Source organism: Streptomyces sp. NPDC048416 (assembly GCF_043200435.1).
Lineage (GTDB): Bacteria > Actinomycetota > Actinomycetes > Streptomycetales > Streptomycetaceae > Streptomyces.
This window is the reverse complement of sequence record NZ_JBICXU010000041.1, coordinates 14,599-40,000: the sequence shown is the minus strand read 5'-3', so window position 1 is coordinate 40,000 and position 25,402 is coordinate 14,599. Positions and strand designations below refer to the sequence as shown.

Genomic DNA, 25,402 nt, shown 5'->3' with positions numbered 1-25,402 from the left:
GAGAAATGCAGGCTTATCCCCGCTTCAGGGGGGTACCCGCAACCATCTGCCGGATCCGGATGTCCTCAACCACATGCGCACGAAGCTAGGGTGTGGGGCTGAGAAGGCCAGCGATACCTCTGGGGCAGCCCGTGCGTGAATACCTGCTGACGCTCTGCGTCACGGCCGCGGTGACCTACCTGCTCACCGGGCCGGTGCGGAAGTTCGCCATCGCCGTGGGCGCGATGCCGGCGATCCGTGCGCGCGACGTGCACCGGGAACCGACACCGAGACTCGGCGGCATCGCCATGTTCGGCGGCCTGTGCGCGGGACTGCTGGTCGCCGACCACCTCGACGGGCTCAACGCGGTCTTCAGCCAGTCCAACGAACCGCGGGCGCTGCTGTCCGGCGCCGCGCTGATCTGGCTGATCGGCGTCCTTGACGACAAGTTCGAGATCGACGCCCTGATCAAGCTCGGCGGCCAGATGATCGCCGCGGGCGTCATGGTCATGCAGGGTCTGACCATCCTGTGGCTCCCGATCCCCGGCATCGGCTCGGTCTCGCTCACGTCGTGGCAGGGCACCCTCCTGACGGTCGCGCTCGTCGTGATCACCATCAACGCGGTGAACTTCGTGGACGGCCTCGACGGCCTGGCCGCCGGCATGGTGTGCATCGCGTCGGCGGCGTTCTTCATGTACGCCTACCGGCTCTGGTACGGGTACGGGATCGAGGCGGCCGCGCCCGCCACCCTGTTCGCCGCCATCCTCATGGGCATGTGCCTGGGCTTCCTGCCGCACAACATGCACCCGGCCAGGATCTTCATGGGCGACTCGGGCTCGATGCTGATCGGGCTCGTCCTCGCGGCCGGCGCGATCTCCATCACGGGCCAGGTCGACCCGGACGCGATGAAGCTCAACTTCGGCGGCACCCGCGACGCCACCCACGCGATGCTGCCCGTCTTCATCCCGCTGCTGATGCCGCTGTCGATCATCGCGATCCCGATGGCCGACCTGGTGCTCGCGATCGTCCGCAGGACCTGGAACGGCCAGTCGCCGTTCGCCGCGGACCGCGGGCACCTGCACCACCGGCTCCTGGAGATCGGCCACTCGCACAGCCGGGCCGTCCTGATCATGTACTTCTGGTCGGCGCTCATCGCGTTCGGCGCGGTCGCCTACTCGGTGCACTCGGCGTCGATGTGGATCGTCCTGGTGATCGTCGCGCTGAGCGCGGTCGGGCTCGTCCTGTTGCTGCTGCCGCGGTTCGACCCGCGGGCCCCGCGGTGGGCCGAGCGGTTCGTGCCGCCGCGCTACCGGCGTACCAAGCCGGAGCCGGAGCACTCCGCGGCGGCGGACGAGCAGGACGACGAGGTGCGTGGCGAACGCCCCGCGGTGGTGACCGGAGTCTCCGGCGTCAACGGAGCGACCGCGATCGGCCCCCGTTCGCGTTTCCCCGACCGACGTAAGACCGGTGCGTCACGCTGACGAATTGCCGCGCCGACGCCCAATACCAGACAAGTCGCCGTCCGTTGCGCACAAACGCGCGGCATCACTCTCAAGTGTGCTGCCCATCACACTTCCATGGTAAAGACCTCATCAAATAGTTTGTGATACGGTTCACGAGACCCGGCGCCAGAGCCGAAGGACCGTAGTGCGACGGTCCATTGGCCCGAGTGGACCAACTCGGCCCGGGACTTACGCTCGTCCATGACGACACCACTTTGCCCCCACCAGCAAGCGGAGCTGCCGCCATGCCGTCCAACGACGCACGCACTCTTCTCCAGACCGCCCTACCCACCGCTGCCGCGGGCGCTGTTGCGGCCCTCGTCAGCGGCGTGGTCGCGGGCGGCAAGGGAGCGGTGGGTGCCATCGTCGCGACGCTGGTCGTGATCCTCTTCATGGGTATCGGGCTCGTCGTTCTGCAGCGCACTGCCAAATCGCTTCCGCACCTGTTCCAGGCCATGGGCCTGGCTCTGTACACGGCTCAGTTGCTGCTGCTGTTCATCTTTGTCGCGGTCTTCAAGAACACGACGCTGTTCAATCCAAAGGCCTTTGCCTGCACGCTGGTTGCGCTGACCCTCGTATGGATCGGCGCGCAGGCGCGTGCGCACATGAAGGCTAAGATTCTTTACGTCGAACCCGATTCCGCCAAGACTGAAAAGTCCGAAACGCCGGGATCGAAATCGTGAGTGGTAGGGGCGGGATAAGTGCGAGTTCTGGACCCTGCTATCGTCCGGTGCCAACTGCGGCACTGCGGGCGCGGGCATCTGAGCTGACGCCTGCTCAATCGCGAGGCTTGATGCCCGACCGCCGCCCCATCATCCGAAACACCAGTCCAGTGCCGAACCGCGGCTGCGCGCCGCGCCGACACAACGAGGTTGCCGTACCTATGCGCCACGCTGAAGGAGCCCGCGGTGAGTGCTGATCCGACGCAGGTGCTCGCCTTCGAGACCAACTGCCACCTTTTCGACGGGTGTGGCTTCCCGGCTCCCGGCCTGCACTCGTTCCTGTTCAAGCCCCTCTGGGGCGACGGCGACAGCAACCTGTACTTCAACAAGACGATGTTGCTGGCCCTGCTCGGCTCGGTCGTCATCGTGGCCTTCTTCTGGGCGGCCTTCCGCAAGCCGAAGCTCGTCCCCGGCAAGCTGCAGATGGTCGCCGAGGCCGGCTACGACTTCGTGCGCCGCGGCATTGTGTACGAGACGATCGGCAAGAAGGAGGGCGAGAAATATGTGCCCTTCATGGTCTCGCTGTTCTTCTTCGTCTGGATGATGAACGTCTGGTCGATCGTTCCGCTCGCCCAGTTCCCGGTGACGGCGATCATCGCCTATCCGGCAGCCATCGCCGCGATCGTCTACATCATGTGGGTGTGCCTGACGTTCAAGCGGCACGGATTCGTCGGTGCCTTCAAGAACTTCACGGGCTACGACAAGTCGCTCGGCCCGGTCCTGCCGCTGTCGATGACGATCGAGTTCTTCTCCAACCTCATCGTCCGGCCGTTCACGCACACCGTGCGACTGTTCGCCAACATGTTCGCGGGCCACACGCTGCTGCTGCTCTTCACGATCGCCAGCTGGTACATGCTCAACGGCATCGGCATCGCGTACTCGGCGGTCTCGTTCACGATGGTCATCGTCATGACCGCCTTCGAGCTCTTCATCCAGGCTGTCCAGGCCTACGTCTTCGTGCTGCTGGCCTGCAGCTACGTTCAGGGCGCTCTCGCCGAGGGCCACTGACCCAGCCACACCCCCCAAGCCATCAGACGTCCGGTGGCCAACCCCCACCGGTCCATGAAAGAAAAGGAAGAACCGGCATGTCCGCTCTCGCGCAGACCGTCGCCGCTGGCGTCGAAATCAAGGGCAACCTGGGCTCCATCGGCTACGGCCTCGCCGCCATCGGCCCCGGCGTCGGCGTCGGCATCATCTTCGGTAACGGCACGCAGGCGCTGGCCCGTCAGCCCGAGGCCGCCGGCCTCATCCGCGCCAACCAGATCCTCGGCTTCGCCTTCTGTGAGGCGCTTGCCCTCATCGGTCTGGTCATGCCGTTCGTTTACCCGACCTCCTGACGTAGTCCCTCGGATCGCACTTTTCGACGAAAGGCACTGATATGAGCCCGCTGATTCAATTGGCGGCCGAGGAGGCTGAAAACCCCCTCGTTCCGCCGATTCCTGAACTCGTCATCGGCCTCATCGCCTTCGTCATCGTCTTCGGCTTCCTCGCCAAGAAGCTCCTCCCGAACATCAACAAGGTTCTGGAAGAGCGCCGCGAGGCCATCGAAGGCGGGATGGAGAAGGCGGTAGCGGCTCAGACCGAGGCGCAGAGCGTCCTTGAGCAGTACAAGGCGCAGCTCGCCGAGGCCCGTCACGAGGCTGCGCGCCTGCGTCAGGAGGCGACCGAGCAGGGCACCGCGCTCATCCAGGAGATGAGGGCGGAAGGCCAGCGGCAGCGTGAGGAGATCATCGCTGCCGGTCACGCCCAGATCGAGGCCGACCGCAAGGCCGCCGCGCACTCGCTCCGTCAGGACGTGGGCAAGCTGGCGACCGACCTGGCCGGCAAGCTGGTCGGCGAGTCCCTTGAGGACCACGCCCGCCAGAGCCGCACCATCGACCGTTTCCTCGGCGAGCTCGAGGAGAAGGCCGAGGCCGTCCGATGAACGGCGCGAGCCGCGAGGCACTGGCCACCGCACGCGAGCGTCTCGACGCGCTGATGGACAACACGTCCGTCGACGCGGCGAAGCTCGGCGACGAGCTGGCCGCGGTCACCACGCTGCTCGACCGTGAGGTCTCGCTGCGCCGGGTCCTGACCGACCCGGCGCAGGCCGGCGAGGCCCGCGCCGAGCTGGCTGCGCGCCTGTTCTCCGGTCAGGTGGGCGCCGAGTGCGCCGACCTGGTGGGCGGCATGGTCCGCTCCCGCTGGTCGCAGTCCCGTGACCTGGTGGACTCGCTGGAGGAACTGGCGAGCATCGCCGACCTCACGGCCGCGCAGCAGTCGGGCGCGCTGGACGACGTCGAGGACGAGCTGTTCCGGTTCGGCCGCATCGTCGCCTCCGACGCCGGGCTGCGCTCCGCGCTCACCAGCCGCACCGCCACGGTCGCGGCCAAGAGCGAGCTGCTGCGCAGCCTGCTGGGCGGCAAGGCGAACCCGGTCACCGAGCGTCTGGTCGTCCGTCTCGTGACCCGGCCGCGTGGACGTAGCCTGGAAGCGGGCCTTGAGTCCCTGTCCAAGCTCGCCGCGCACCGCCGGGACCGGATGGTCGCCGTCGTCACGTCGGCGGTGCCGCTCACGGAAACCCAGAAGACGCGCCTCGGCGCGGCTCTGGCGAAGATCTACGGCCGCCGGATGCACCTGAACCTCGACGTGGACCCCGAGGTCCTTGGCGGGATCTCGGTGCGCGTCGGCGACGAGGTCATCGAAGGCACCATCGCGGAACGCCTCGAAGAGGCGAACCGGCGGCTGGCGCGCTGACCCCCGGGTCGCGCACCAACTGAATTCAGCAACACCAGCGGCCCGGTTGGGCCGTGCAGAAATTGCAGAAGATTCCTGGGGGTCGGCCCCCAGACCCCCTTAGAAACTTCGGGCCCAACAAGGAGAGCAGGGAACCCAGATGGCGGAGCTCACGATCCGGCCGGAGGAGATCCGGGACGCGCTGGAGACCTTTGTCCAGTCGTACCAGCCGGACGCGGCCTCGCGCGAGGAGGTCGGTACGGTCAGCGTTGCCGGAGACGGCATCGCGAAGGTCGAGGGTCTTCCCTCGGCCATGGCGAACGAACTGCTGCGTTTCGAGGACGGAACGCTCGGTCTTGCCCTCAACCTTGAGGAGCGCGAGATCGGTGCCATCGTCCTCGGCGAGTTCAGCGGCATCGAAGAGGGCCAGCCGGTGCAGCGCACCGGTGAGGTGCTCTCGGTCGGCGTGGGCGAGGGCTACCTCGGCCGCGTCGTCGACCCGCTCGGCAACCCGATCGACGGCCTCGGCGAGATCGAGACCGACGGCCGCCGCGCCCTGGAGCTCCAGGCTCCGGGCGTCATGGTCCGTAAGTCGGTGCACGAGCCGATGGCGACCGGTTACAAGGCCGTCGACGCGATGGTGCCGATCGGCCGTGGCCAGCGTCAGCTGATCATTGGTGACCGTCAGACCGGCAAGACCGCTCTGGCCGTCGACACGATCATCAACCAGCGCGACAACTGGCGCTCGGGCGACCCGAAGAAGCAGGTCCGCTGCATCTACGTCGCCATCGGCCAGAAGGGCTCGACCATCGCCTCCGTGCGTGGCGCCCTGGAAGAGGCCGGCGCGCTGGAGTACACGACGATCGTCGCCGCTCCCGCGTCCGACCCGGCCGGCTTCAAGTACCTCGCCCCGTACACCGGTTCGGCCATCGGCCAGCACTGGATGTACGACGGCAAGCATGTCCTCATCATCTTCGACGACCTGTCGAAGCAGGCCGACGCCTACCGCGCCGTGTCCCTGCTGCTGCGCCGTCCGCCGGGCCGCGAGGCCTACCCGGGCGACGTCTTCTACCTGCACTCGCGTCTGCTTGAGCGCTGCGCGAAGCTGTCGGACGACATGGGCGCCGGTTCGATGACGGGTCTGCCGATCGTCGAGACCAAGGCGAACGACGTGTCGGCGTTCATCCCGACCAACGTCATCTCCATCACCGACGGCCAGTGCTTCCTGGAGTCGGACCTGTTCAACGCCGGTCAGCGCCCCGCCCTGAACGTCGGCATCTCCGTCTCGCGAGTCGGTGGTTCCGCGCAGCACAAGGCGATGCGCCAGGTGTCGGGCCGACTCCGTGTCGACCTGGCCCAGTACCGCGAGCTTGAGGCGTTCGCCGCCTTCGGTTCCGACCTGGACGCCGCTTCCAAGGCCTCCCTCGAGCGCGGTAAGCGCATGGTCGAGCTGCTGAAGCAGCCGCAGTACTCGCCGTTCCCGGTCGAGGAGCAGGTCGTCTCCATCTGGGCCGGCACCACCGGCAAGATGGACGACGTGCCCGTCGAGGACATCCGCCGCTTCGAGGCCGAGCTTCTGGAGTACCTGCGCCGCGAGCGCAAGGAGCTCCTGACCTCGATCGCCGAGGGCGCGAAGATGTCGGACGACACCCTGCAGTCCGTGGCCGACGCCATCGCCACCTTCAAGCGGCAGTTCGAGACCTCGGACGGCAAGCTCCTGGGCGACGACGCACCGGTCAGCACCAGCAAGTGACGACGACGGAAGGGACCTGACTCATGGGAGCGCAGCTCCGGGTCTACAAGCGTCGCATCCGATCCGTCACCGCGACCAAGAAGATCACCAAGGCGATGGAGATGATCGCCGCCTCGCGCATCGTCAAGGCGCAGCGCCAGGTGGCGGCCTCCACGCCGTACGCGACCGAGCTCATCCGTGCGGTGACCGCGGTGGCGACCGGCTCCACCACCAAGCACCCGCTCACCACCGAGGCCGAGGCCCCGGTCCGCGCCGCGGTCCTGCTCATCACGAGCGACCGCGGTCTGGCCGGCGGCTACTCCTCCAACGCCATCAAGGCGGCGGAGCGGCTGACGGAGCGGCTGCGCGGCGAGGGCAAGGAGGTCGACACGTACATCGTCGGCCGCAAGGGTGTCGCCTACTACGGCTTCCGTGAGCGCAAGGTCTCACAGTCGTGGACCGGCTTCACCGACAGCCCGACCTACGCGGACGCCAAGCAGGTGGCCGCGCCGCTGATCGAGGCCGTCCAGACGGAGACGGCCGAGGGCGGTGCGGACGAACTGCACATCGTCTTCACGGAGTTCGTGTCGATGATGACGCAGACGCCGGTCGACAACCGGATGCTGCCGCTGTCGCTGGAGAAGGCCAAGGAGTCTGAGACATCAGCGGCATCCGCCGCGGGGAGCACGAAGGACGAAATCCTTCCGCTCTTCGACTTCGAGCCGTCGGCGGAGGACGTCCTCGACGCCCTGCTGCCGCGCTACGTCGAAAGCCGCATCTACAACGCGCTGCTTCAGTCGGCTGCTTCCGAGCACGCCGCCCGTCGCCGCGCGATGAAGTCGGCCACCGACAACGCCGGGGAGCTCGTCAAGAGCCTGTCCCGGCTTGCCAACGCGGCCCGCCAGGCCGAAATCACCCAGGAAATCAGCGAGATCGTCGGTGGCTCCAGTGCGCTGGCCGACGCGACCGCGGGGAGTGACAAGTAATGACGACCACTGTTGAGACGGCCGTTGCCACGGGCCGCGTCGCCCGGGTCATCGGCCCGGTCGTCGACGTGGAGTTCCCCGTCGACGCGATGCCGGAGATCTACAACGCGCTGCACGTCGAGGTGGCCGACCCGGCCGAGGACGGCAAGCTCAAGACGCTGACGCTCGAAGTCGCCCAGCACCTGGGTGACGGCATCGTCCGCGCGATCTCGATGCAGCCCACCGACGGCCTGGTCCGCCAGGCCGCGGTGACCGACACGGGCGACGGCATCACGGTGCCGGTCGGCGACTTCACCAAGGGCAAGGTGTTCAACACCCTCGGCGAGGTGCTGAACAAGCCCGAGGAGAACGCCAACATCGGCGAGCGCTGGCCGATCCACCGCAAGGCGCCCCGCTTCGACCAGCTCGAGTCCAAGACCGAGATGTTCGAGACCGGCGTCAAGGTCATCGACCTTCTCACCCCGTACGTCAAGGGTGGAAAGATCGGCCTGTTCGGTGGTGCCGGTGTCGGCAAGACCGTCCTCATCCAGGAAATGATCTACCGCGTGGCCAACAACCACGACGGTGTGTCGGTGTTCGCCGGTGTCGGCGAGCGCACCCGTGAGGGCAACGACCTCATCGAGGAGATGCAGGACTCGGGCGTCATCGACAAGACCGCCCTTGTCTTCGGCCAGATGGACGAGCCGCCGGGCACGCGTCTGCGTGTGGCGCTCGCCGGCCTGACGATGGCGGAGTACTTCCGTGACGTCCAGAAGCAGGACGTCCTCTTCTTCATCGACAACATCTTCCGGTACACCCAGGCGGGTTCCGAGGTGTCGACCCTGCTCGGCCGCATGCCCTCCGCGGTGGGCTACCAGCCGAACCTGGCCGACGAGATGGGTCTCCTCCAGGAGCGCATCACCTCGACCCGTGGTCACTCGATCACCTCGATGCAGGCGATCTACGTCCCCGCGGACGACCTGACCGACCCGGCCCCGGCCACCACGTTCGCCCACCTGGATGCGACGACGGTTCTCTCCCGTCCGATCTCCGAGAAGGGCATCTACCCGGCCGTGGACCCGCTGGACTCCACGTCCCGCATCCTGGACCCGCGCTACATCGCGCAGGAGCACTACGACGCCGCCATGCGCGTCAAGACGATCCTGCAGAAGTACAAGGACCTCCAGGACATCATCGCCATCCTCGGCATCGACGAGCTCGGCGAAGAGGACAAGCTGGTCGTGCACCGCGCCCGTCGCGTGGAGCGCTTCCTGTCGCAGAACACGCACGTCGCCAAGCAGTTCACCGGCGTCGACGGTTCGGACGTCCCGCTGGAGGAGTCGATCACGGCGTTCAACCAGATCTGCGACGGCGAGTACGACCACTTCCCCGAGCAGGCGTTCTTCATGTGCGGTGGCCTGGAAGACCTCAAGGCCAACGCCAAGGAGCTGGGCGTCTCCTGACGCACCCGGCCACGTGGAGGGGCGGGCGCGTCCCGCCCCTCCACGCGGTCGCCACTCAAGAACTGACTAGAATCGACCCAACACCCGGCCGAACCGCCGGGTGGTGACCCGAGGAGCCAACCATGGCTACTGAGCTGCACGTCGAGCTCGTCGCCGCGGACCGCAGTGTGTGGTCCGGCGAGGCCACCCTGGTCGTCGCGCGCACCACGTCCGGCGACATCGGCGTCATGCCCGGTCACCAGCCGCTCCTTGGTGTGCTGGAGTCGGGCCCGGTGATGATCCGTACGAGCGAGGGCGGCACCGTCGTCGCTGCGGTGCACGGTGGATTCATTTCCTTCGCCGACAACAAGCTGTCGCTGCTCGCCGAGATCGCCGAGCTGGCGGACGAGATCGACGTCCAGCGTGCCGAGCGTGCGCTGGAGAGTGCGAAGTCGGAGTCGGACGCCGCGGCCGAGCGCCGCGCCGACGTGCGACTGCGTGCGGTGGCGAAGGGCTGACACCCGCCGGAGATTTTCCTCAGCCGCGGCTCGTTCCGGATCCTTCCGGAGCCGGTCGCGGCTGAGGCGATGCAGGCAGATTTTTCCGTTGCTGGATTACTGGTTGAGCGAGGAGGTCGGTGTAGATGACTCTCGCTCTGCTTGTGTGTGGCCTGGTCGTCGCGCTGGTACTGGTGGGACTCTTCGTCTTCGGTCTGCGCCGGCGGCTGATCCAGCGCTCGGGCGGGACGTTCGACTGCAGTCTGCGCTGGGGGCTCCCGGAGACGCCGGACACCAGCGGCAAGGGCTGGGTGTACGGGGTGGCCCGCTACAACGGCGACCGGATCGAGTGGTTCCGCGTCTTCTCGTACGCGCTTCGGCCGCGCCGCGTCCTTGAGCGGTCCGCCATCGACGTGGTGTCGCGTCGCCTCCCCGAGGGCGAGGAGGAGCTGGCGCTCCTGTCGGACGCGATCATTCTGGGCTGTACGCATCGGGGTACGCGGCTCGAACTCGCGATGAGCGAGGATGCGTTGACGGGTTTCCTGGCCTGGCTGGAAGCGGCCCCGCCCGGCCAGCGCGTCAACGTGGCGTAGCCCCGCCTCGTCCTCAATCGCCGGACGGGCTGAGGGTGCGCATGCGGGCCCGCATCGGATAGCCAAGGGGCGCGGGGAACTGCGCGAGCAGCGTCCGTGCTCTGCAGAGGTAGGCGGGGTTGCTGGGGCTTCGCCCCAGACCCCGTTCGGGCCTGGACGGCCCTCGTCCTCAATCGCCGGACGGGCTGAGGGTGCCGCATGCGGGCCCGCACCGGATAGCCAAGGGGCGCGGGGAACTGCGCGGGCAGCGTCCACGGTCCGCAGGGGTAAGCGGGGTTGCTGGGGCTTCGCCCCAGACCCTGTTCGGGCCTGGACGGCCCTTGTCCTCAATCGCCGGACGGGCTGGGGATGCGCATACGGGCCCGCACCGGATAGCCAAGGGGCGCGGGGAACTGCGCGAGCAGCGTCCACGGTCCGCAGAGGTAATCGGGGTTGCTGGGGCTTCGCCCCAGACCCCGTTCGGGCCTGGACGGCCCTCGTCCTCAATCGCCGGACGGGCTGAGGGTGCGTATGCGGGCCCGCATCGAGTAGTCAAGGGGCGCGGGGAACTGCGCGAGCAGCGTCCACGGTCCGCAGGAGTAGGCGGGGTTGCTGGGGGCTTCGCCCCAGACCCGGGATGCCATGCGGGCCCGCACCGGATAGCCAAGGGGCGCCAGCGTGCCGGCACCCCGGTCGCGGGGGACGGGCCCGTCGGCCGGGGTGCTGGAGGAACCCGGGGTTACTTCAGCCCGGAGTCCATCGCCGACAGCAGCTCCCCGTTCGACGTGTCCCCGCTGAACTCCCAGAAGAACGCACCCCGAAGACCCAGGTTCTTCACGTACGTCATCTTGCCGGAGATCGTCGACGGCGTGTCATAGCTCCACCAGTTGGACCCGCAGTGGGCGTACGCCGTACCCGCCACCGTGCCGGTCACGGGACAGGCGGACTTCAGGACCTTGTAGTCCTCGATGCCCTGCTCGTACGTACCCGGCGCCGGCCCCGTCGCCGTGCCGCCCGGCGCGTCCTGCGTGACGCCCGTCCAGCCGCGCCCGTAGAACCCGATGCCCAGGTTGAGCTTGCTCGCCGGGACGCCCTTGCCCAGGTACTTCTGGATCGCCGCGTCCGTGTTGAAGCCCGCGATCGGGATGCCGTCGTACGAGGTGAGCGGGGAGTGCGGGGCGGTCGGCCCCTTGGCGTCCCACGCGCCGAAGAAGTCGTACGTCATCACGTTGTACCAGTCGACGTAGCTCGCCGCGCCCCCGTAGTCCGCCGCGTCCATCTTGCCGCCCGCCGAACCGTCGGCGGTGACCGCCGCAGTGACGAGCGCCGAGCTGCCGAACTTCGAACGCAGCGCCGCGAGCAGGTTCTTCAGGGCTGCCGGACCGCTGGTGTCGCAGGACAGGCCGCACGCGTTGGGGTACTCCCAGTCGATGTCGATGCCGTCGAAGACATCGGCCCAGCGCGGGTCCTTGACCAGGGAGTAGCAGGAGTCGGCGAACGCCGCCGGGTTGGCCGCGGCCGCGCCGAAGCCGCCGGACCAGGTCCAGCCGCCGAAGGACCAGAGGATCTTGATGTTCGGGTACTTCTTCTTCAGCTCGCGGAGCTGGTTGATGTTGCCCGCGACCGGCTGGTCCCACGTGTCGGCGGTGCCGTCGACGCTGGAGGACGCGTCATACGTCTTCTGGTAGTCGGCGTAGGCGTCACCGATGGCGCACTGGCCGTTGGTGACGTTGCCGAACGCGTAGTTGATGTGCGTCAGCTTGCTCGCCGAGCCCGAGGTGACGATGTTCTTCACCTGGTAGTTGCGCTGGTAGATGCCCCAGTCGGTGAAGTAGCCGAGCCGCACCTTGTCGCCGCCGGGGGCGGGGCCGCCGCCACCGCCGGTGGTCGTGACGGTGACCGATCCCGACGAGGGACCCGTCTGGTCAGCGGTGTCGCGCGCGGTCACGCTGTAGGTGTACGTCGTGCCCTTGGTCAGGCCCGAGTCGGCGTACGTCGTGCCGGTGACGGTGGCGATCTTGGCCGAGCCCCGGTAGACGTCGTAGTTCTTGACGCCCTTGTCGTCGGTGGCCGCCGACCAGGACAGCGAGACACCGGTGTCGGTGATATTGCTCGTGGTCGGGGTGCCGGGGGCCGAGGGCGGGGTGTCGCCGGTCGGCGGCGTCGAACTCCCGTCACAGGAGCCGCCGTTGAGCTTGCAGCCCGAGGGGGAGCCGGAGCCCGCGCCGTTGAAGCCGAAGCTCACGCTGGCGCCGGGGGCGATGGCGCCGTTGTAGGACTTGTTCTTGGCGGTCCAGTGGGTGCCGGAATTGGTGACGTCCGCGTCCCAGGCCGAGGTCACGGACGTACCCGAGGGGTAGTCCCATTCCACGGTCCAGGAACTGAGCGCGGTGGTGCCGGTGTTCTTGATGGTCCAGGCGGCTCCGAATCCGGTGCCCCAGTCCGAGGACTTGGCGTAGGTGGCGGTCGCCGACGTGGCGGCCTGGGCGGGGGAGGCGAGGCCGACCAGTGCGGCCACAGGGAGGGCGAGTGCGGTCAGGGCCGCTGCGGCTCTTGATCTGAAGCCCGTACGGATGCGACGTGCGGTACTCAAGGCTGCTCCCGAATGGTGCGACGGTGGTGGGGGTGGAGCCCTGCTCCGTCCGGTGAGCGTGCCGCAGAGCGTCGGGGATGGCATGCCCACCACAGCAGTGTGCGGTGAGCGTAGAAAGGTCTGGACCAACCGTCAAGAGGTCCAGACCTCCGGCGTTCTGTCGCTCCCCGTCCCAACTCCCTTACCGGGGCCGCCGGTTGTGCTCGGCGGGTGTTGCGGGCGAGAGGCGCCCGGGGCGCCGACCCGCCGCGGATGCGGCGGCAGCGGATGCTGTACGTGATCGGCAACAACGTGGTCGTCGCGCTGAGCCACGCCCTGTTCCCGCAGAGGATCGAGGAGGCCGGGGGCAGGCCAACGGTGCTCGGCCGGCTGCTCGGGCCCGCGCCGGACCGAGGTTCCTCGGAGCGCACAGGCGAGGACCGTACGCTGACCCGGCGGTAGCCGGATGAAGTGAGGGAGCGCGGATGAGCGGGCCGAGCCGTGCCGGAGACGTTCTGGTCGTGGACGACGACGACGCGGTACGCCGCTCGCTCGACCGGGGTCTGCGGCTCAACGGGTTCCACGTCCGCACCGCCGACGGCGGGCCTGCCGCGCTCGCCGCGATGCGCCAGGGACCGCCGGACGTTCTTGTCCTGGACGTGTCCATGCCGGGCATGAGCGGCATCGACGTGTGCAGGACGCTCCGGGAGTCGGGGCACGACCTGCCCGTCCTGATGCTCTCCGCGCTCGACGAGACCGCCGACCGGATCGCGGGCCTCCAGGCGGGCGGCGACGACTACCTGGTCAAACCCTTCGCCCTGCAAGAACTGGTGCTGCGCCTGCACGCCCTGCTGCGCCGCCGCCCGCCCGCCGGACACGACGTCGTCCGCGCCTGCGGCCTGGTCATCGACCCGGCGGCCCGCACCGCACACCGCGAGGGACGCCTGCTCGACCTCACCCGGCGCGAGTACGAACTGCTCGAAGTGCTCGCCCGCAACGCCGGGATCGTCCTCAGCCGCGATCAGCTCCTCGAACGGGTCTGGGGGTACGACTTCGACGTACGCACCGACGCCGTCGACACCTTCGTCAGCTATCTGCGCCGCAAACTGGAGGCCGGCGGCGCGCCCCGGCTCGTGCACACCGTGCGCGGCGTCGGCTTCGTCCTGCGGGAGCGGCCGTGAAGCTCTCCACCCGGATCGCGCTGGCCGTCGGCCTCACCGTCCCGCTCCTGGTCCTCGCCTGCGGCTGGCTGCTGCTCACCCTGGTCGCCCGCGATCTGCACCGCGCCGAGGACAGTCATCTGCGGACCCGGGCCACCGCGATCGCCCAGGACGCCCGCACCCTGCTGCAAGCCGCCGCCAACGGTCGGCCGACCGCCGAGGAGAACCGTCAACGCAGGCTGTTCAACGCCGCGTTGGACGTCGGCGTACGGCTCACCGGCCCCGACGGCACCTTCAGCGGCGGACCCCAGCCCGCCCCCTCGGTGGCGCTGCCCGCGCCCGGGAAGAGCCCGGTCACCGTGCGCGGCGGGGGCCGCACCTGGCGGGCGTACGCGCTGCCCGTCAAGGGGGCGCAGGTCTCCGGCACCCTGTGGGTGTTCGCGCCGGACACCGCGAGCCGCGCCCAGCTCACCCTCGTCCGCAAGCGCGTCGTGACGACCGCGCTGCTCGCGGCGCCGCTGTCCGCCCTGCTCGCCTGGGCGATCGCGAGCGGCGCGACCCGCCCGCTGCGCCGGCTGCGCGGGGCGGCGGCCGGGCTCGATCCCCGGACCACTTCGGTACGCCTGGAACACCGGCGGACCAGGGTCGCCGAGGTCGACGATCTCGCCGCCACCCTCCAGACGGTCCTCGCCCGCTACGACGAGCAGGCCGTCCGCACCGCCGAGGCCCTGGACACCGCCCGCTCCTTCTCCGCGGCCGCCTCGCACGAGCTGCGCAACCCGCTCATGAGCATCGGCACCAACCTGGACGTCCTGGCCCACCCCGGCCTCGCGGACGCCGAGCGCGCCGAGGTCGTCGAGGACCTGCGCCGCGAGCACGGGCGGCTGCTCGGCATGCTGGTGGCGCTGCGCGAACTGGGGCGCGGCGACCTGGTCGAGGCCGACGCGTTCCGGGTGCTCGACGTGGCGGAGGTCGCCGACGCGGCCGTCGCCGAAGCCCGACGGCGCGCCCCGGACGCCGTGATCACCCTGCACGCGAGGCCCGCGCCGGTGCACGGCTGGGAGCCGGGCCTGCGCATCCTGCTCGACAACCTGCTGGGCAACGCCCTCGCGCACGGCAGGGACGCGCAGGGCCACGCCGACATCGCGGTCACTGTCGCACGGGGCGGGACAGAGGTGCGGATCACCGTCGACGACCGGGGCCCGGGCATCGCGCCGGCCGCCCGCGAGGAGGTGTTCCGCCGCTTCCACCGGGGCCCCGCAAGCACCGGCTCGGGGCTCGGGCTCACCCTGGTCGCCCAGCAGGCCGCACTGCACCGGGGCACCGTCGAACTCGGCGAAGGGCCGGGCGGGCGGGGCACCCGGTGCACGGTGCGGCTGCCCGCCGAGGACCCGGCCCGCGCGGGCCGACTCCCGGCGCGACGGGACTGGTTGACGGTGACGGCCGAGCGATCACAGAGTTCCCACAAAGAGCCTTCCTAGCCTCCGGGGCGTACCAGTCCCCACCTCCGGGAGGCAGTAGTCATGAACAACCCGATCTTCAACCGCCGCCGCGTCGCTGCGGCCGCGCTCGCCGCCGCGGCCGTGCTGACCGTCACCGCGCCCAGCGCCTTCGCCGACTCCACGCCCTCGAAGGGCGCCACGGCGTCCGCGCCCACGACCGACGGCGCCAAGGGCATCTGCAAGCGGGAGCCCAAGGCGGACAAACGTGTCGAGCGCGCCCTGAACCGGCTCGACGGGGGCGTCACCACGGTGGGTTCGGTGGCGCGCATGCAGCAGCGGGATGACAACGCGAAGAAGGAGGGCCACACCGCGATCGCCACCCTGCTCGACCACAAGCTCACGTACCGCAAGGGGCTAGTGACGACCCTTCAGCAGCGCCAGAAGGACCTCAAGGACGTGGCCGCGTGGTGCGCCGCGAACAACAACGGGACGAAGTGATGCGGGGCCGTCGGGTGCGCTTCGGCTTGGCGGCCGTGGCGCTCACCGGCGTGCTCGCCACGGGCTGCGCCCATGCGCACGCGCCGTCCGGGGCGTCGTCCTCCGGGACGGAGCGGCAGATGGAGCAGAAGGTCAGCGACGCGGAGTCCGCGGCGGCGGCGGCGGACGCGGACGCCCAGTCGGACCAGTAGGACCGCCTGTGGGCTGCGCCCCAGACCCCGGGGGGTTTGCCCGCCCTCCCGCCCGTGCGGCTACTTGGGGGTGCGGCTCCCTGGGGCTCCGCCCCAGACCCCGGGCGGGGGCTTCGCCCCCTGCACCCCCGTAACGCGCCTGAACGGCGCTCGTCCTCAATCGCCGGACAGGCTGAAGATGCCCGAGCAGGCCGGCACGGCCCCTGCACCAGCGCCGCCAGGGGCGCGGGGAACTGCGCGAGCAGCGGCCACGGTCCGCGGGGGACGACGGGTTCGGGGGCGGAGCTCCCGCGCACGGCGCGCCCGTTCCACCTGAGGATGCCTCCGCTCGCACCCTGCCAGGGGCGCGGGGAACTGCGCGAGAAGCGGCCACGGTCCGCGGGGGACGACGGGTTCGGGGGCGGGCGCGGGGAGGCCCCCCGCTCAAGCAACCTCCCGCTCACGGCGCGCCCGCGCCACCGGTGTCGGGGAGGCTCAGCGTTCGCCTCCCGGCACCCACAGCACGTCTCCCACCTCCTTGTTGGCCACCCGGGCCAGGATGAACAGGAGGTCGGAGAGGCGGTTGAGGTAGGTCGCGGTCAGGGTGTTCATGGACGCGCCATGCACCTCAAGCGCGGACCACGTGGAGCGCTCGGCCCGCCGCACCACCGTGCACGCCTGGTGCAGCAGCGCCGCGCCCGGCGTGCCGCCCGGCAGGATGAAGCTGCGCAGCTTCTCCAGGTCCTCAAGGAAGCGGTCGCAGTCCGCCTCCAGCTTGTCGATGTAGGACTGCTCCACCCGCAGCGGCGGGTACTCCGGCTTCTCGACGACCGGCGTGGCGAGGTCCGCGCCCACGTCGAACAGGTCGTTCTGGACCCGGACCAGCACCTTCACGACCTCCTCGGACAGCTGCCCGAGCGCGATCGCCGTGCCGATGACGGCATTGGCCTCGTTGGTGTCGGCGTACGCCGAGATCCGCAGATCGGTCTTGGCGGTCCGGCTCATGTCTCCGAGGGCCGTCGTGCCCTGGTCGCCGGTGCGGGTGTAGATGCGTGTCAGATTGACCATGCCGTCAGAGTAGTTACGCCCCGGCCGTCCGGAAGACGCGTGTGCCCACTGTCACGGCGAGGACCGCGAACCCCCCGGCCATGAGACCCCCGTACAGCATGGTCGGCGTGGCGTACGAGCCGAGGTACGCGTCCCGTACCGCGTCCACCAGGTAGCGGAACGGCATGAAGTGGGACAGCGCGTTCAGCCACGCGGGCGCGAGCGTCATGGGCAGCATCAGGCCGGAGAGCAGCATGGAGGGCATGGTGATGGCGTTGACCGCCGGGCCGAATCCCTGAGGAGTGGTCACCTTCATGGCCAGGGCGTAGGAGAGCGAGGCCAGCGACAGGGACAGGAGCGCCACGAACGCGAAGCCGATGAGGACGCCGGCCGGCGGGGCGCGCAGGCCCATGACCAGGGCGGCGAGCACGAGCAGCACCGCCTGGAAGACGAAGAGCGCGGCATCCCGCAGGACCCGGCCGAGCAGGAGGGCCAGGCGCGAGACGGGGGTGACGCGCATCCGCTCCACGACGCCCCAGCTGTTCTCGATGATGATCGCGAAACCAGCGAACGAGGCGCCGAACAGGGCGAGTTGGAGCAGCAGGCCGGGAACGAGGACCTGCCAGGAACTGCCGTGCGAGCCCAGCGGCATGCCGGTCAGGAGCGGTCCGAAGAACAGCAGGTAGAGCAGCGGCATCAGGACGCCGAAGAGGATCTGGAACTTCGAGCGCAGGGTCTGGCGGGCGTATCTGCCGAAGATCAGCGCGGTGTCGGAGAGCAGTGCGGAGAGCTGGGGTGAGGCGGCCATGGGGAGTCCTAGACGGCTACGGGGGTGGATTCCTGCGGGGTGGCGCTGCGGCCGGTGATGGCGAGGAAGGCGTCCTGGAGCGAGGCGTCGGGCCTGCCCGCGTACCGGGTCTTGAGATCGGTGGAGGTGCCCTCGGCCACGACCGCTCCCTTGTCGACGATCACCAGGCGGTCGGCGAGCGCGTCGGCCTCGTCCAGGTAGTGCGTGGTGAGGAAAACGGTGGTGCCATGGTCGGCGCGGATCCGCCGGACCAGGTTCCACAGGTCGGCGCGGCTTCCCGGGTCGAGGCCGGTGGTCGGCTCGTCCAGGAAGAGCACCGCGGGTCGGTGCATCAGGCCCATCGCGATGTCGAGCCGTCGGCGCTGGCCGCCGGAGAGTGTCGCCGTCTTGCGGTCCAGGAGGTCGTCGAGCCCGAGGTCCGATGCCAACTCCCCTGCGCGCAGGGCGGCTTGTTGCCTGGTGAGCCGGTAGAGGCGGCCTTGGGTCACCAGCTCCTCGCGCACCGAGACGTTCGGGTCGGTGCCGCCCGACTGGGCCACGTAACCGCAGGCCCGGCGGACCGCGGCGGGCTCGCGCACGAGGTCGTGCCCGGCCACGGTCGCGGCGCCGCCGGTCGGCGGCAGCAGCGTGGTGAGCATGCGCAGGGTGGTGGTCTTGCCCGCGCCGTTGGGGCCGAGGAAGCCCAGGATCTCGCCGGCCCGCACCGTGAGGTCGACGCTGCGCACCGCCTCGACGGGCCCGGTCCTGCCCCGGAAGGTCCGGGCGAGCCCGGCCGTACTGATGATTGCCATGACTCCAGAAAAACAGAGTCCCTTAAAATTTGCAATGGCCCCAAGTTTTAAGGGAGTGCAGCGGGCCGCCTACAATCGAGTCATGGCAGAAGGGCTCAGGGAGCGGAAGAAGCGGGAGACCAGGCAGCGGATCTCGGATCTGGCCACCGGGCTCTTCCTGGAGCGCGGCTTCGAGGCGGTCACGATCGCCGAGGTCGCCGAGCAGGCGGACGTCTCGGTGAACACCGTCTACAACTACTTCCCCGCCAAGGAGGACCTGTTCCTCGACCGCAGCAAGGGCATCGTCGACCGGCTCTCGCGCTGGGTGCGTGGCCGTGACGACGGGGAGTCGGCTGCCGGAGCCGTGCTGCGTGAGCTGCGCGGCGAGGTCGAGTCGGTGTCACCCCGGGTCGGCCTGATGGAGGGGTACAAACGGTTCATGGCGGTCATCCACGACTCGCCCGCCCTCAAGGCCCGGCTGTGGGCGGTGGGCCAGGAGGTCCTGGAGAACCTGGACGCGACCCTGCGCGAGGAGGTCGGCGCGGCCCCCGATGAACCGCTGCCCTCACTGATCGCGGGTCAGATCAACTGGGTCCACCAGACAGCCATGGCCGCGATCAGCCGCGAGATGATGGCCGGCCGTGACCCCAAGGCGGTCTCCCGCGAGGTGCTGGTCCTGATCGACGAAATGGAGGGGCTCCTGGGGGACAAGGTGCTCAACTACGCCGTACGGGGCGCCCGCTGAGACCCACCTCACGCCGGCGGGTGTGATGTCCGTCATCTGAGACGTGACGCGCATCTCTTCGCCCTCCCAGAACGCCGCCCGGCCGATAGCCTCCGCCAAGAAGGCTTGGGTGGAAACCTGTTGGAGGGAAGTGTCGTGGCCAGGAAGCTCGCCGTCATCGGAGCCGGACTCATGGGGTCCGGTATCGCGCAGGTCTCCGCACAGGCGGGCTGGGACGTCGTGCTGCGCGACGTCACCGACGACGCCCTCACCCGGGGCACCGACGGCATCAAGGCCTCGTACGACAAGTTCGTGGGCAAGGGCAAGCTGGCCGCCGAGGACGCCCAGGCGGCGCTCGCGCGCATCACCACCACCACCGATCTGGACGCCTGCGCCGACGCCGACATCGTCGTCGAGGCCGTCTTCGAGAAGCTGGAGGTCAAGCACGAGATCTTCCGTACGCTCGACAAGATCGTGCGCCCGGACACCGTGCTCGCCTCCAACACCTCCGCCATCCCGATCACCAAGATCGCGGCGGCCACCGAGCACCCCGAGCGGGTCGTCGGCGTCCACTTCTTCTCGCCGGTCCCGATGATGAAGCTGTGCGAGCTGGTGCGCGGCTACAAGACCAGCGACGAAACCCTGGCCGCCGCGCGCGAGTTCGCCGAGTCGGTCGGCAAGACCTGCATCGTCGTCAACCGCGACGTGGCCGGCTTCGTCACCACCCGCCTCATCTCGGCGCTCGTCGTCGAGGCGGCCAAGCTGTACGAGTCGGGCGTGGCCAGCGCCGAGGACATCGACCTCGCCTGCAAGCTGGGCTTCGGGCACGCCATGGGCCCGCTCGCCACCGCCGACCTCACCGGCGTGGACATCCTGCTGCACGCCACCAGCAACATCTACACGGAGTCCCAGGACGAGAAGTTCGCCCCGCCGGAGCTGATGCGCCGGATGGTGGACGCCGGTGACATCGGTCGCAAGAGCGGGCAGGGCTTCTACAAGCACTGAACCGCCGACCGCCCCGGACCTCACTCCATGGGGTGAATTAGGTATCGGTTCGCTCACGGGCGGCAACTTCTGTGGCCGTGTGGCAGTCAGTTGTTGAGTCGGTTGGAAAGTCCAGAGCACTCTCGGGAGCGCATATGCACATCAGGGGCGACCACGTCGAGCTGGTCGTCGGGGGCCGCCTCGACGTCCGCAATGCGGCGGACGCCCGTACGGCCCTGCACTCGGCGGTCGACGACGGAGCCGGTGACCTCGTGCTCGACCTCACCGAACTGGACTCCTGGGACGCCACGGGGCTCGGCGTGATCATGGGGGCCCACCGCCGGGCCGGCCGGTGCGGCCGGCGCCTCGTGCTGCGCGGCGTGCCGCCCCAGATGCAGCGGCTCCTCGTCGCCACCCGGCTGCACCGCATCCTCGCGATCGAGGGCGGCATCGTGGCGGAGGCCCTGCCGCGGGTGTAGGCCCTGCCGCGCGTGTAGGCCCCGGTGAACGCGCGGGCCCGCAAGGCGTTACGGCCGGCAAAAGCGGGTCCACCGTCTCCCAAGACGGGAGTTGTCGTGACAGGGGTGCGACAAACGGACTCCGCACGCAATCCTCACGACATCGTGACGTCTTGGGGCGGGGCGCCACCCCGCCTGTTCGTGGATACTGTCCGCAGGTCTAAGGTTCGGCATCCCGCCGATCGACGAACCCACACGGCGGGCACCGGACCAGAAGCGACAGCGAAGAGCGAAGTGTGCGAAGGCCGGGAGGGGCATTCCTTACGCACCACGCATCTGGGGGCTTGCACCATGGACCCGAAGAGCCGGGGACCGGAAGAGTTCAGCCATGCCGACGACACCGTCGGCGTTGCGGGCGCACACGCGGAACCGGGCGCCGGACCGCAGCGCCCGCCGCGGGACAAGGAGCCCGCCACCGCCGACTTCGGACAGCGCGCGGCGGGACTCGCCCGCACCGTCCAACTCGTCGCGGGGGACTTCCTGCTCACCGTCAACCCGGTCGACGGCAGCGAGATCGAGAACTGCCCCCCGGGCCGCATACCCGCGCGCGCGGAGCGGCGTGACCCCGTTGAGCGGTCCGAGCACGAAAGGGCCGCCCGGCCGCCCCTGCCGCCCGGCCTCATGACGCCCGCCCCCGCCCTGCTCGAACGCAAGGAGGAGCGCGCCAGGCTCGTACGCCTCCTCGGCCGCGGCCGCTCCGTGCGGGTCACCGGGCCCGCGGGCTCCGGACGCAGCGCCCTGCTCGACACCGTCGCCGGTGACTGCGCCGAGCTCGCGCCCGACGGCGTCGTACGCCTCTCGGGCCACCGGCGCAGCCCCACGGACCTGCTGCACGAGCTGTACGCCACGGTCTTCGACGCCCCCCTGCACCGCCCCGACCGCGCCACGCTCCTCGACCGCGTCCACGAGATCGGCGCCGTCGTGGTGCTCGACGACCTCGAATTCGGCGGCGCCACCCTCGAAGAACTGCTCCTCGCCACCCCCGAGTGCGCCTATCTGCTCGCCGCCACCCCGGACGTGCAGGCCCCGCACACCGACTCGCACGTCGAAGAGGTCTTCCTTTCCGGCCTCGGCCGCGGCGCGTCGCTCGAACTCCTCGAACAGGCCGTCGACCGGCCGCTCACCGACGAGGAGGCCAACTGGGCGGGCGACCTCTGGTTCGAATCCGAGGGGCTGCCGCTGCGTTTCGTCCAGGCGGGCGCCCTGCTGCGCCAGCGCGACCGGCTGCGCGGCGAGGGCACCTCCGTCGACCCGTACGGTTTTCCGGTCGACGAGCCCGCCGAAGCCTCGGTGTTCTCGGGCGAGGGCCGCGACATCGCGCTGCCCACGCTCGGCGAGGGCGCGGCGCCTGCCGCCCTGCTCGCCTCCCGGCTGAGCGAGGCCGCACGGGACACCCTGCGGTTCGCCGTCGCGCTCGGCGGCGAAGTGCCGCACCAGGCGCATCTGCCCGCCCTCGTCGGCGACACCCACGCGGACGCCAGCCTCGGCGAACTCCTCGACAGCGGACTCCTGTCACCGGTCGGCGCCCGCTACCGCCTCGCCGCGGGCGTCCTCACCCAGCTGGAGAACTCCGGGTACGCCACCGGGGCGGGCGAGCTCGCCCACACCGCGGCCCGCCACTACACCTGGTGGACCGGCCACCCCTCGGTCACCCCGGAACGGGCGGCCACGGAGGCGGACGGGGTGCTCGCCTCGATGAGCGCGCTGCTCCCCGGCGACGGGCCCGACCACCCCGCGGCCGCCGTCGAGCTGGCCCGCACCGCCGCGCCCGTCTTCGCCGCAGGGCTGCACTGGGGGGCGTGGGAGCGCGCCCTCAGGGTCGGCTCCGAGGCGGCCCGGCTGACCGGCGAGGTCGCCGAAGAGGCGTACTTCCACCACGAGTTGGGTGTCCTGGCGCTCTGCAACGGCGGGCTCGACCGGGCCCGCGCCGAGCTGGAGGCCTCCATCGGGCTGCGCGGCGCGCTCTCCGACAAGCGTGGCACGGTGGCGGGGCGCCGGGCCCTCGCCCTGGTCGAGGACCGCTCCGGCGGCCCCCTGCCGGGCGGGCGCACCCCCCTGACCCCCATGACCCCCCTGACCCCGATGGGCGACGAGCCGCCCGGCCCTCGTCACGAGGAACTCCAGTCGCCCCCCATGGGCACTCCCTCGGCCGTGGTGACCGCTCAACTCCCGGACGCGGGTGGCGCGTTGATCACCCGACGGGACATCCCGGTGGGCGCCGCCATGCCCAAGGCGCGGCGCGCCCTGTTCGGCGGTGCCAAGCGCAACCTCGTCGCGGCCGGCGCGGGAGCGCTGCTCGCCGCGGTGCTCGGCACGGTCGTCACGCTCGGCGCGACCTCCAACCACGACGGAGACGGCCAGGGCGACGACGTCACGCAGCAGCAGTCGGCCACCGACGGCGACGGCGACGGCGGTCCGGACGCCGACCCCGACGACCCCAGCGGCAGCGCCGCGCCGGGCCACCACAAGAGCGGCGGCCCCGTGAGCCCGAGCAGGCCGGGCGCCACCGGAAAGCCGGGGGCCTCCGGGCAGCCGCTCCCGGGCACCAGCGCCACGCCGAGCGGGCCGGGCGCCTCGGGCCACCCGTCACCCGGGTCGTCGAAGCCGGGCTCGTCGAAGCCCTCCACACCGGGCAGGCCCACCCGGCCGGGTACGCCGTCGAGCCCTGCGGCGGGCAGTCCGACGCAGTCGAAGTCGCCGACGGACACCCCCTCGACACCCTCCGCGCCGGCGTCCCCGTCCGGCGGCGGAGGCACCTCGCCCTCCGACAAACCCCCGCCGGTGAGCCCGGCATCCAGCTCCCCGACGTCCACCGTGCCGGCCGGACCCACGCCGCCCACGACGTCGACCACCACGAGCGCCCCGTAGACCTCACCGGTCTCCCCGGGGCCCGCGCACGACCGAGCCCGCGGCAGCACATCCCCGCGGCGCGCGAGAAGGGGCCCGCAGCACTCTGCGGGCCCCTTCTCCATGCCGGGCGGACAGGCGCCGTACGCATCCAGGCGGACGGCACGTACCCAACGGGCTCAGAACAGGCGGAGCTTGTCGTCCTCGATGCCGCGCAGCGCGTCGTAGTCGAGCACCACACAGCCGATACCGCGGTCGGTGGCGAGCACACGGGCCTGGGGCTTGATCTCCTGCGCCGCGAAGACGCCCTGGACCGGAGCCAAATGCGGGTCGCGGTTCAGGAGCTCCAGATAGCGGGTCAGTTGCTCGACACCGTCGATCTCACCGCGCCGCTTGATCTCGATCGCGACGGTCTTGCCGTCGCCGTCCCGGCACAGGATGTCCACCGGGCCGATCGCCGTCGGGTATTCGCGGCGGATCAGGGTGTATCCGTCTCCGAGGGTGTCGATGCGGTCGGCGAGCAGCTCCTGGAGGTGCGCTTCCACGCCGTCCTTGATCAGGCCGGGGTCGACGCCGAGTTCGTGCGACGAATCGTGAAGGATCTCCTCCATCGTGATGATGAGCTTCTCGCCCGCCTTGTTGACGACCGTCCAGACGCCCTCGGTCTCCCCGGTCCCCTCCTTGAGGGTGCACGGCGGAGACATCCAGTTGAGGGGCTTGTAGGCCCGGTCGTCAGCGTGGATGGACACGCTGCCGTCCGCCTTCACCAGGATGAGACGGGGGGCGGAGGGGAGGTGGGCGGTGAGCCGGCCCGCGTAGTCGACGGAGCAGCGGGCGATGACGAGACGCATGGGGCGCAACGCTACTCGACTCCCCCCTTCGAACGCGATTCGCCCAGGAGTGCACTGTTCGTTATTGGCCGGTTATGTGCCAAGTACCTGCCATGGGCCCGACTTCGCGCCTACCGTGGAAGCGGGAGGTTGTCGGCCGTGCACGCTGCGTTGTCGAAAGAGACGGCCGTCATGCTCCCTTTCCCTGCCCGTAAGGCCCCGCTCCCCGGGGTCGCGAGAGGAGAAACCATGTCGCTCGACGTCTCACCGGCCCTACTCGAACAGGCCGAGCGAGGCGAGGTCGACGAAGCCGCCTTCGTCGACTGCGTCCGGACCTCCCTGCCCTACGCGTGGGAGATGATCAGCTCTCTGGTGGCCCAGCTGAAGGTCGACGGCGGAGCCTTCGCCGACAACCAGACGCCTCCGCCGGACGAGCAGGCACGCGGCCAGCTGCTGCGTGCTCTTGCGAGTGACGCCATCCGCGGTGCGCTCCAGCGGCACTTCGGTGTCCGTCTGGCGTTCCAGAACTGCCACCGTGTCGCGGTGTTCCCTCTGGACCCCTCCTCCGATGAGCGGCTGGCCCGCTTCACCTCGATCAGGGGTCAGCTCCTGAACCAGTCTCCGGAGCTTCGGGACTGCTGACGGCTTCGTCGCCGCTCCGCGTCGCGGGAGGTGCAACTGACGCGGGGCGGCGGCCAGTTGGAAAGATCGGCCCCGCTCGGCCCGGCCCGTCCCGAACCGCCGCCGGCCCGGCTAGCTCGGTCCCGGGCCGCCCGGCGCGTACGGCACGCGCTAGGGGGTGTCTGGTGGATCAGGGTCGGTCAGGGTGCGGCGCCTGGTGCGGTGCATCGCAAGGCGCCGGAACGTCGTGATAGCGGAGCTATCGGGGCGTTCCGGCAACGCCGC

27 protein-coding genes are annotated in these 25,402 nt (G+C 70.0%); 21 read left to right on the top strand and 6 right to left on the bottom strand.

Annotation, left to right across the window (positions count from 1 at the left end):
- The first annotated feature begins 119 nt into the window (after positions 1-119).
- The 11 genes from ACGFW5_RS32595 (at position 120) to ACGFW5_RS32545 (ending at position 10,147) form a co-directional block, all read left to right on the top strand.
- Positions 120-1,460, top strand: a complete 1,341-nt coding sequence (locus ACGFW5_RS32595; RefSeq protein WP_393837961.1) for an MraY family glycosyltransferase — start codon at positions 120-122, stop codon at positions 1,458-1,460.
- Positions 1,461-1,726: 266 nt separating this feature from the next.
- On the top strand, positions 1,727-2,164 hold the full coding sequence (locus ACGFW5_RS32590; RefSeq protein ID WP_393837942.1) for a hypothetical protein: 438 nt from the start codon (positions 1,727-1,729) through the stop codon (positions 2,162-2,164).
- Positions 2,165-2,389: 225 nt separating this feature from the next.
- Positions 2,390-3,211 (top strand): F0F1 ATP synthase subunit A, encoded by an 822-nt coding sequence (gene atpB, locus ACGFW5_RS32585; RefSeq protein WP_393837941.1) that lies wholly within the window; start codon positions 2,390-2,392, stop codon positions 3,209-3,211.
- Positions 3,212-3,288: 77 nt separating this feature from the next.
- The gene (locus ACGFW5_RS32580; RefSeq protein ID WP_393837940.1) at positions 3,289-3,540 is read left to right on the top strand and encodes a F0F1 ATP synthase subunit C; all 252 of its coding nucleotides are present in this window, start codon (positions 3,289-3,291) and stop codon (positions 3,538-3,540) included.
- Positions 3,541-3,581: 41 nt separating this feature from the next.
- Positions 3,582-4,127, top strand: coding sequence for a F0F1 ATP synthase subunit B (locus tag ACGFW5_RS32575; RefSeq protein ID WP_393837939.1), 546 nt, complete (start codon positions 3,582-3,584; stop codon positions 4,125-4,127).
- A complete protein-coding gene (locus tag ACGFW5_RS32570) occupies positions 4,124-4,939 on the top strand; it encodes a F0F1 ATP synthase subunit delta (RefSeq protein WP_393837938.1) in 816 nt (271 codons plus the stop codon). The genes ACGFW5_RS32575 and ACGFW5_RS32570 overlap by 4 nt, the downstream gene beginning before the upstream one ends.
- A 139-nt stretch (positions 4,940-5,078) precedes the next feature.
- Complete coding sequence (gene atpA / locus ACGFW5_RS32565; protein ID WP_393837937.1) at positions 5,079-6,671, top strand: F0F1 ATP synthase subunit alpha; 1,593 nt, start codon at positions 5,079-5,081, stop codon at positions 6,669-6,671.
- 23 nt (positions 6,672-6,694) lie between these two features.
- The gene (locus ACGFW5_RS32560; RefSeq protein ID WP_393837936.1) at positions 6,695-7,636 is read left to right on the top strand and encodes a F0F1 ATP synthase subunit gamma; all 942 of its coding nucleotides are present in this window, start codon (positions 6,695-6,697) and stop codon (positions 7,634-7,636) included.
- A complete protein-coding gene (atpD, locus tag ACGFW5_RS32555) occupies positions 7,636-9,078 on the top strand; it encodes a F0F1 ATP synthase subunit beta (protein WP_393837935.1) in 1,443 nt (480 codons plus the stop codon). Before ACGFW5_RS32560 ends, atpD begins: the two co-directional genes overlap by 1 nt.
- 122 nt (positions 9,079-9,200) lie before the next feature.
- On the top strand, positions 9,201-9,575 hold the full coding sequence (locus tag ACGFW5_RS32550; RefSeq protein ID WP_356613137.1) for a F0F1 ATP synthase subunit epsilon: 375 nt from the start codon (positions 9,201-9,203) through the stop codon (positions 9,573-9,575).
- Positions 9,576-9,700: 125 nt separating this feature from the next.
- Positions 9,701-10,147 carry a DUF2550 domain-containing protein gene (locus tag ACGFW5_RS32545; protein ID WP_393837934.1) on the top strand — a complete coding sequence of 149 codons (447 nt, stop codon included), beginning with the start codon at positions 9,701-9,703 and terminating at the stop codon, positions 10,145-10,147.
- A 482-nt stretch (positions 10,148-10,629) separates the two neighbouring features.
- On the opposite strand, the gene ACGFW5_RS32540 is transcribed toward ACGFW5_RS32545, so the two are convergent.
- The gene (locus ACGFW5_RS32540; protein WP_393837933.1) at positions 10,630-10,770 is read right to left on the bottom strand and encodes a hypothetical protein; all 141 of its coding nucleotides are present in this window, start codon (positions 10,768-10,770) and stop codon (positions 10,630-10,632) included.
- A gap of 95 nt (positions 10,771-10,865) precedes the next feature.
- A complete protein-coding gene (locus ACGFW5_RS32535; protein ID WP_393837932.1) occupies positions 10,866-12,719 on the bottom strand; it encodes a glycosyl hydrolase family 18 protein in 1,854 nt (617 codons plus the stop codon).
- Positions 12,720-12,929: 210 nt separating this feature from the next.
- Between ACGFW5_RS32535 and ACGFW5_RS32530 the strand changes: the two genes are divergently transcribed.
- The 5 genes from ACGFW5_RS32530 to ACGFW5_RS32510 are packed head-to-tail and all read left to right on the top strand — an operon-like array spanning position 12,930 to position 15,989.
- Positions 12,930-13,160 carry a hypothetical protein gene (locus ACGFW5_RS32530; RefSeq protein WP_393837931.1) on the top strand — a complete coding sequence of 77 codons (231 nt, stop codon included), beginning with the start codon at positions 12,930-12,932 and terminating at the stop codon, positions 13,158-13,160.
- A 23-nt stretch (positions 13,161-13,183) separates the two neighbouring features.
- Complete coding sequence (locus ACGFW5_RS32525; RefSeq protein WP_393837930.1) at positions 13,184-13,879, top strand: response regulator transcription factor; 696 nt, start codon at positions 13,184-13,186, stop codon at positions 13,877-13,879.
- The gene (locus ACGFW5_RS32520) at positions 13,876-15,339 is read left to right on the top strand and encodes a sensor histidine kinase (RefSeq protein ID WP_393837929.1); all 1,464 of its coding nucleotides are present in this window, start codon (positions 13,876-13,878) and stop codon (positions 15,337-15,339) included. The genes ACGFW5_RS32525 and ACGFW5_RS32520 overlap by 4 nt, the downstream gene beginning before the upstream one ends.
- A gap of 42 nt (positions 15,340-15,381) precedes the next feature.
- Complete coding sequence (locus tag ACGFW5_RS32515; RefSeq protein ID WP_393837928.1) at positions 15,382-15,798, top strand: hypothetical protein; 417 nt, start codon at positions 15,382-15,384, stop codon at positions 15,796-15,798.
- Positions 15,765-15,989, top strand: a complete 225-nt coding sequence (locus ACGFW5_RS32510; RefSeq protein ID WP_393837927.1) for a hypothetical protein — start codon at positions 15,765-15,767, stop codon at positions 15,987-15,989. Before ACGFW5_RS32515 ends, ACGFW5_RS32510 begins: the two co-directional genes overlap by 34 nt.
- Positions 15,990-16,463: 474 nt before the next feature.
- Here the strand turns inward: ACGFW5_RS32510 and ACGFW5_RS32505 are convergent, their stop codons facing one another.
- The 3 genes from ACGFW5_RS32505 to ACGFW5_RS32495 are packed head-to-tail and all read right to left on the bottom strand — an operon-like array spanning position 16,464 to position 18,614.
- Positions 16,464-17,036: a cob(I)yrinic acid a,c-diamide adenosyltransferase gene (locus ACGFW5_RS32505; protein WP_393837926.1), complete on the bottom strand. Its 573-nt coding sequence runs from the start codon at positions 17,034-17,036 to the stop codon at positions 16,464-16,466.
- A 13-nt stretch (positions 17,037-17,049) separates the two neighbouring features.
- Entirely contained in the window at positions 17,050-17,823 is a 774-nt protein-coding gene (locus tag ACGFW5_RS32500) for an ABC transporter permease (protein WP_393837925.1), read from the bottom strand.
- 8 nt (positions 17,824-17,831) lie between these two features.
- Positions 17,832-18,614, bottom strand: coding sequence for an ABC transporter ATP-binding protein (locus ACGFW5_RS32495; protein WP_393837924.1), 783 nt, complete (start codon positions 18,612-18,614; stop codon positions 17,832-17,834).
- A gap of 82 nt (positions 18,615-18,696) precedes the next feature.
- On the opposite strand from ACGFW5_RS32495, the gene ACGFW5_RS32490 reads away from it, so the two are divergent.
- The 4 genes from ACGFW5_RS32490 (at position 18,697) to ACGFW5_RS32475 (ending at position 23,687) form a co-directional block, all read left to right on the top strand.
- On the top strand, positions 18,697-19,338 hold the full coding sequence (locus ACGFW5_RS32490; RefSeq protein WP_393837923.1) for a TetR/AcrR family transcriptional regulator: 642 nt from the start codon (positions 18,697-18,699) through the stop codon (positions 19,336-19,338).
- 135 nt (positions 19,339-19,473) lie between these two features.
- On the top strand, positions 19,474-20,322 hold the full coding sequence (locus ACGFW5_RS32485; RefSeq protein ID WP_393837922.1) for a 3-hydroxyacyl-CoA dehydrogenase family protein: 849 nt from the start codon (positions 19,474-19,476) through the stop codon (positions 20,320-20,322).
- Positions 20,323-20,456: 134 nt separating this feature from the next.
- Positions 20,457-20,780 carry an STAS domain-containing protein gene (locus tag ACGFW5_RS32480; protein ID WP_393837921.1) on the top strand — a complete coding sequence of 108 codons (324 nt, stop codon included), beginning with the start codon at positions 20,457-20,459 and terminating at the stop codon, positions 20,778-20,780.
- Between the two features lie 330 nt (positions 20,781-21,110).
- Entirely contained in the window at positions 21,111-23,687 is a 2,577-nt protein-coding gene (locus tag ACGFW5_RS32475) for an ATP-binding protein (protein WP_393837920.1), read from the top strand.
- A 158-nt stretch (positions 23,688-23,845) separates the two neighbouring features.
- Here the strand turns inward: ACGFW5_RS32475 and nucS are convergent, their stop codons facing one another.
- Entirely contained in the window at positions 23,846-24,517 is a 672-nt protein-coding gene (nucS, locus tag ACGFW5_RS32470; protein ID WP_393837919.1) for an endonuclease NucS, read from the bottom strand.
- Between the two features lie 228 nt (positions 24,518-24,745).
- On the opposite strand from nucS, the gene ACGFW5_RS32465 reads away from it, so the two are divergent.
- Positions 24,746-25,138, top strand: a complete 393-nt coding sequence (locus ACGFW5_RS32465) for an SCO5389 family protein (protein WP_100577461.1) — start codon at positions 24,746-24,748, stop codon at positions 25,136-25,138.
- Positions 25,139-25,402 lie beyond the last annotated feature (264 nt).

What these genes read in the sequence shown, in the direction of transcription:
- ACGFW5_RS32590 (WP_393837942.1), top strand. Translation starts at nt 1,727, where the DNA reads ATGCCGTCCAACGACGCACGCACTCTTCTCCAGACCGCCCTACCCACC.
- ACGFW5_RS32580 (WP_393837940.1), top strand. Translation starts at nt 3,289, where the DNA reads ATGTCCGCTCTCGCGCAGACCGTCGCCGCTGGCGTCGAAATCAAGGGC.
- ACGFW5_RS32575 (WP_393837939.1), top strand. Translation starts at nt 3,582, where the DNA reads ATGAGCCCGCTGATTCAATTGGCGGCCGAGGAGGCTGAAAACCCCCTC.
- ACGFW5_RS32570 (WP_393837938.1), top strand. Translation starts at nt 4,124, where the DNA reads ATGAACGGCGCGAGCCGCGAGGCACTGGCCACCGCACGCGAGCGTCTC.
- atpA (WP_393837937.1), top strand. Translation starts at nt 5,079, where the DNA reads ATGGCGGAGCTCACGATCCGGCCGGAGGAGATCCGGGACGCGCTGGAG.
- ACGFW5_RS32560 (WP_393837936.1), top strand. Translation starts at nt 6,695, where the DNA reads ATGGGAGCGCAGCTCCGGGTCTACAAGCGTCGCATCCGATCCGTCACC.
- atpD (WP_393837935.1), top strand. Translation starts at nt 7,636, where the DNA reads ATGACGACCACTGTTGAGACGGCCGTTGCCACGGGCCGCGTCGCCCGG.
- ACGFW5_RS32550 (WP_356613137.1), top strand. Translation starts at nt 9,201, where the DNA reads ATGGCTACTGAGCTGCACGTCGAGCTCGTCGCCGCGGACCGCAGTGTG.
- ACGFW5_RS32545 (WP_393837934.1), top strand. Translation starts at nt 9,701, where the DNA reads ATGACTCTCGCTCTGCTTGTGTGTGGCCTGGTCGTCGCGCTGGTACTG.
- ACGFW5_RS32540 (WP_393837933.1), bottom strand. Translation starts at nt 10,770, where the DNA reads ATGGCATCCCGGGTCTGGGGCGAAGCCCCCAGCAACCCCGCCTACTCC.
- ACGFW5_RS32525 (WP_393837930.1), top strand. Translation starts at nt 13,184, where the DNA reads ATGAGCGGGCCGAGCCGTGCCGGAGACGTTCTGGTCGTGGACGACGAC.
- ACGFW5_RS32515 (WP_393837928.1), top strand. Translation starts at nt 15,382, where the DNA reads ATGAACAACCCGATCTTCAACCGCCGCCGCGTCGCTGCGGCCGCGCTC.
- ACGFW5_RS32505 (WP_393837926.1), bottom strand. Translation starts at nt 17,036, where the DNA reads ATGGTCAATCTGACACGCATCTACACCCGCACCGGCGACCAGGGCACG.
- ACGFW5_RS32500 (WP_393837925.1), bottom strand. Translation starts at nt 17,823, where the DNA reads ATGGCCGCCTCACCCCAGCTCTCCGCACTGCTCTCCGACACCGCGCTG.
- ACGFW5_RS32495 (WP_393837924.1), bottom strand. Translation starts at nt 18,614, where the DNA reads ATGGCAATCATCAGTACGGCCGGGCTCGCCCGGACCTTCCGGGGCAGG.
- ACGFW5_RS32490 (WP_393837923.1), top strand. Translation starts at nt 18,697, where the DNA reads ATGGCAGAAGGGCTCAGGGAGCGGAAGAAGCGGGAGACCAGGCAGCGG.
- ACGFW5_RS32480 (WP_393837921.1), top strand. Translation starts at nt 20,457, where the DNA reads ATGCACATCAGGGGCGACCACGTCGAGCTGGTCGTCGGGGGCCGCCTC.
- ACGFW5_RS32475 (WP_393837920.1), top strand. Translation starts at nt 21,111, where the DNA reads ATGGACCCGAAGAGCCGGGGACCGGAAGAGTTCAGCCATGCCGACGAC.
- nucS (WP_393837919.1), bottom strand. Translation starts at nt 24,517, where the DNA reads ATGCGTCTCGTCATCGCCCGCTGCTCCGTCGACTACGCGGGCCGGCTC.
- ACGFW5_RS32465 (WP_100577461.1), top strand. Translation starts at nt 24,746, where the DNA reads ATGTCGCTCGACGTCTCACCGGCCCTACTCGAACAGGCCGAGCGAGGC.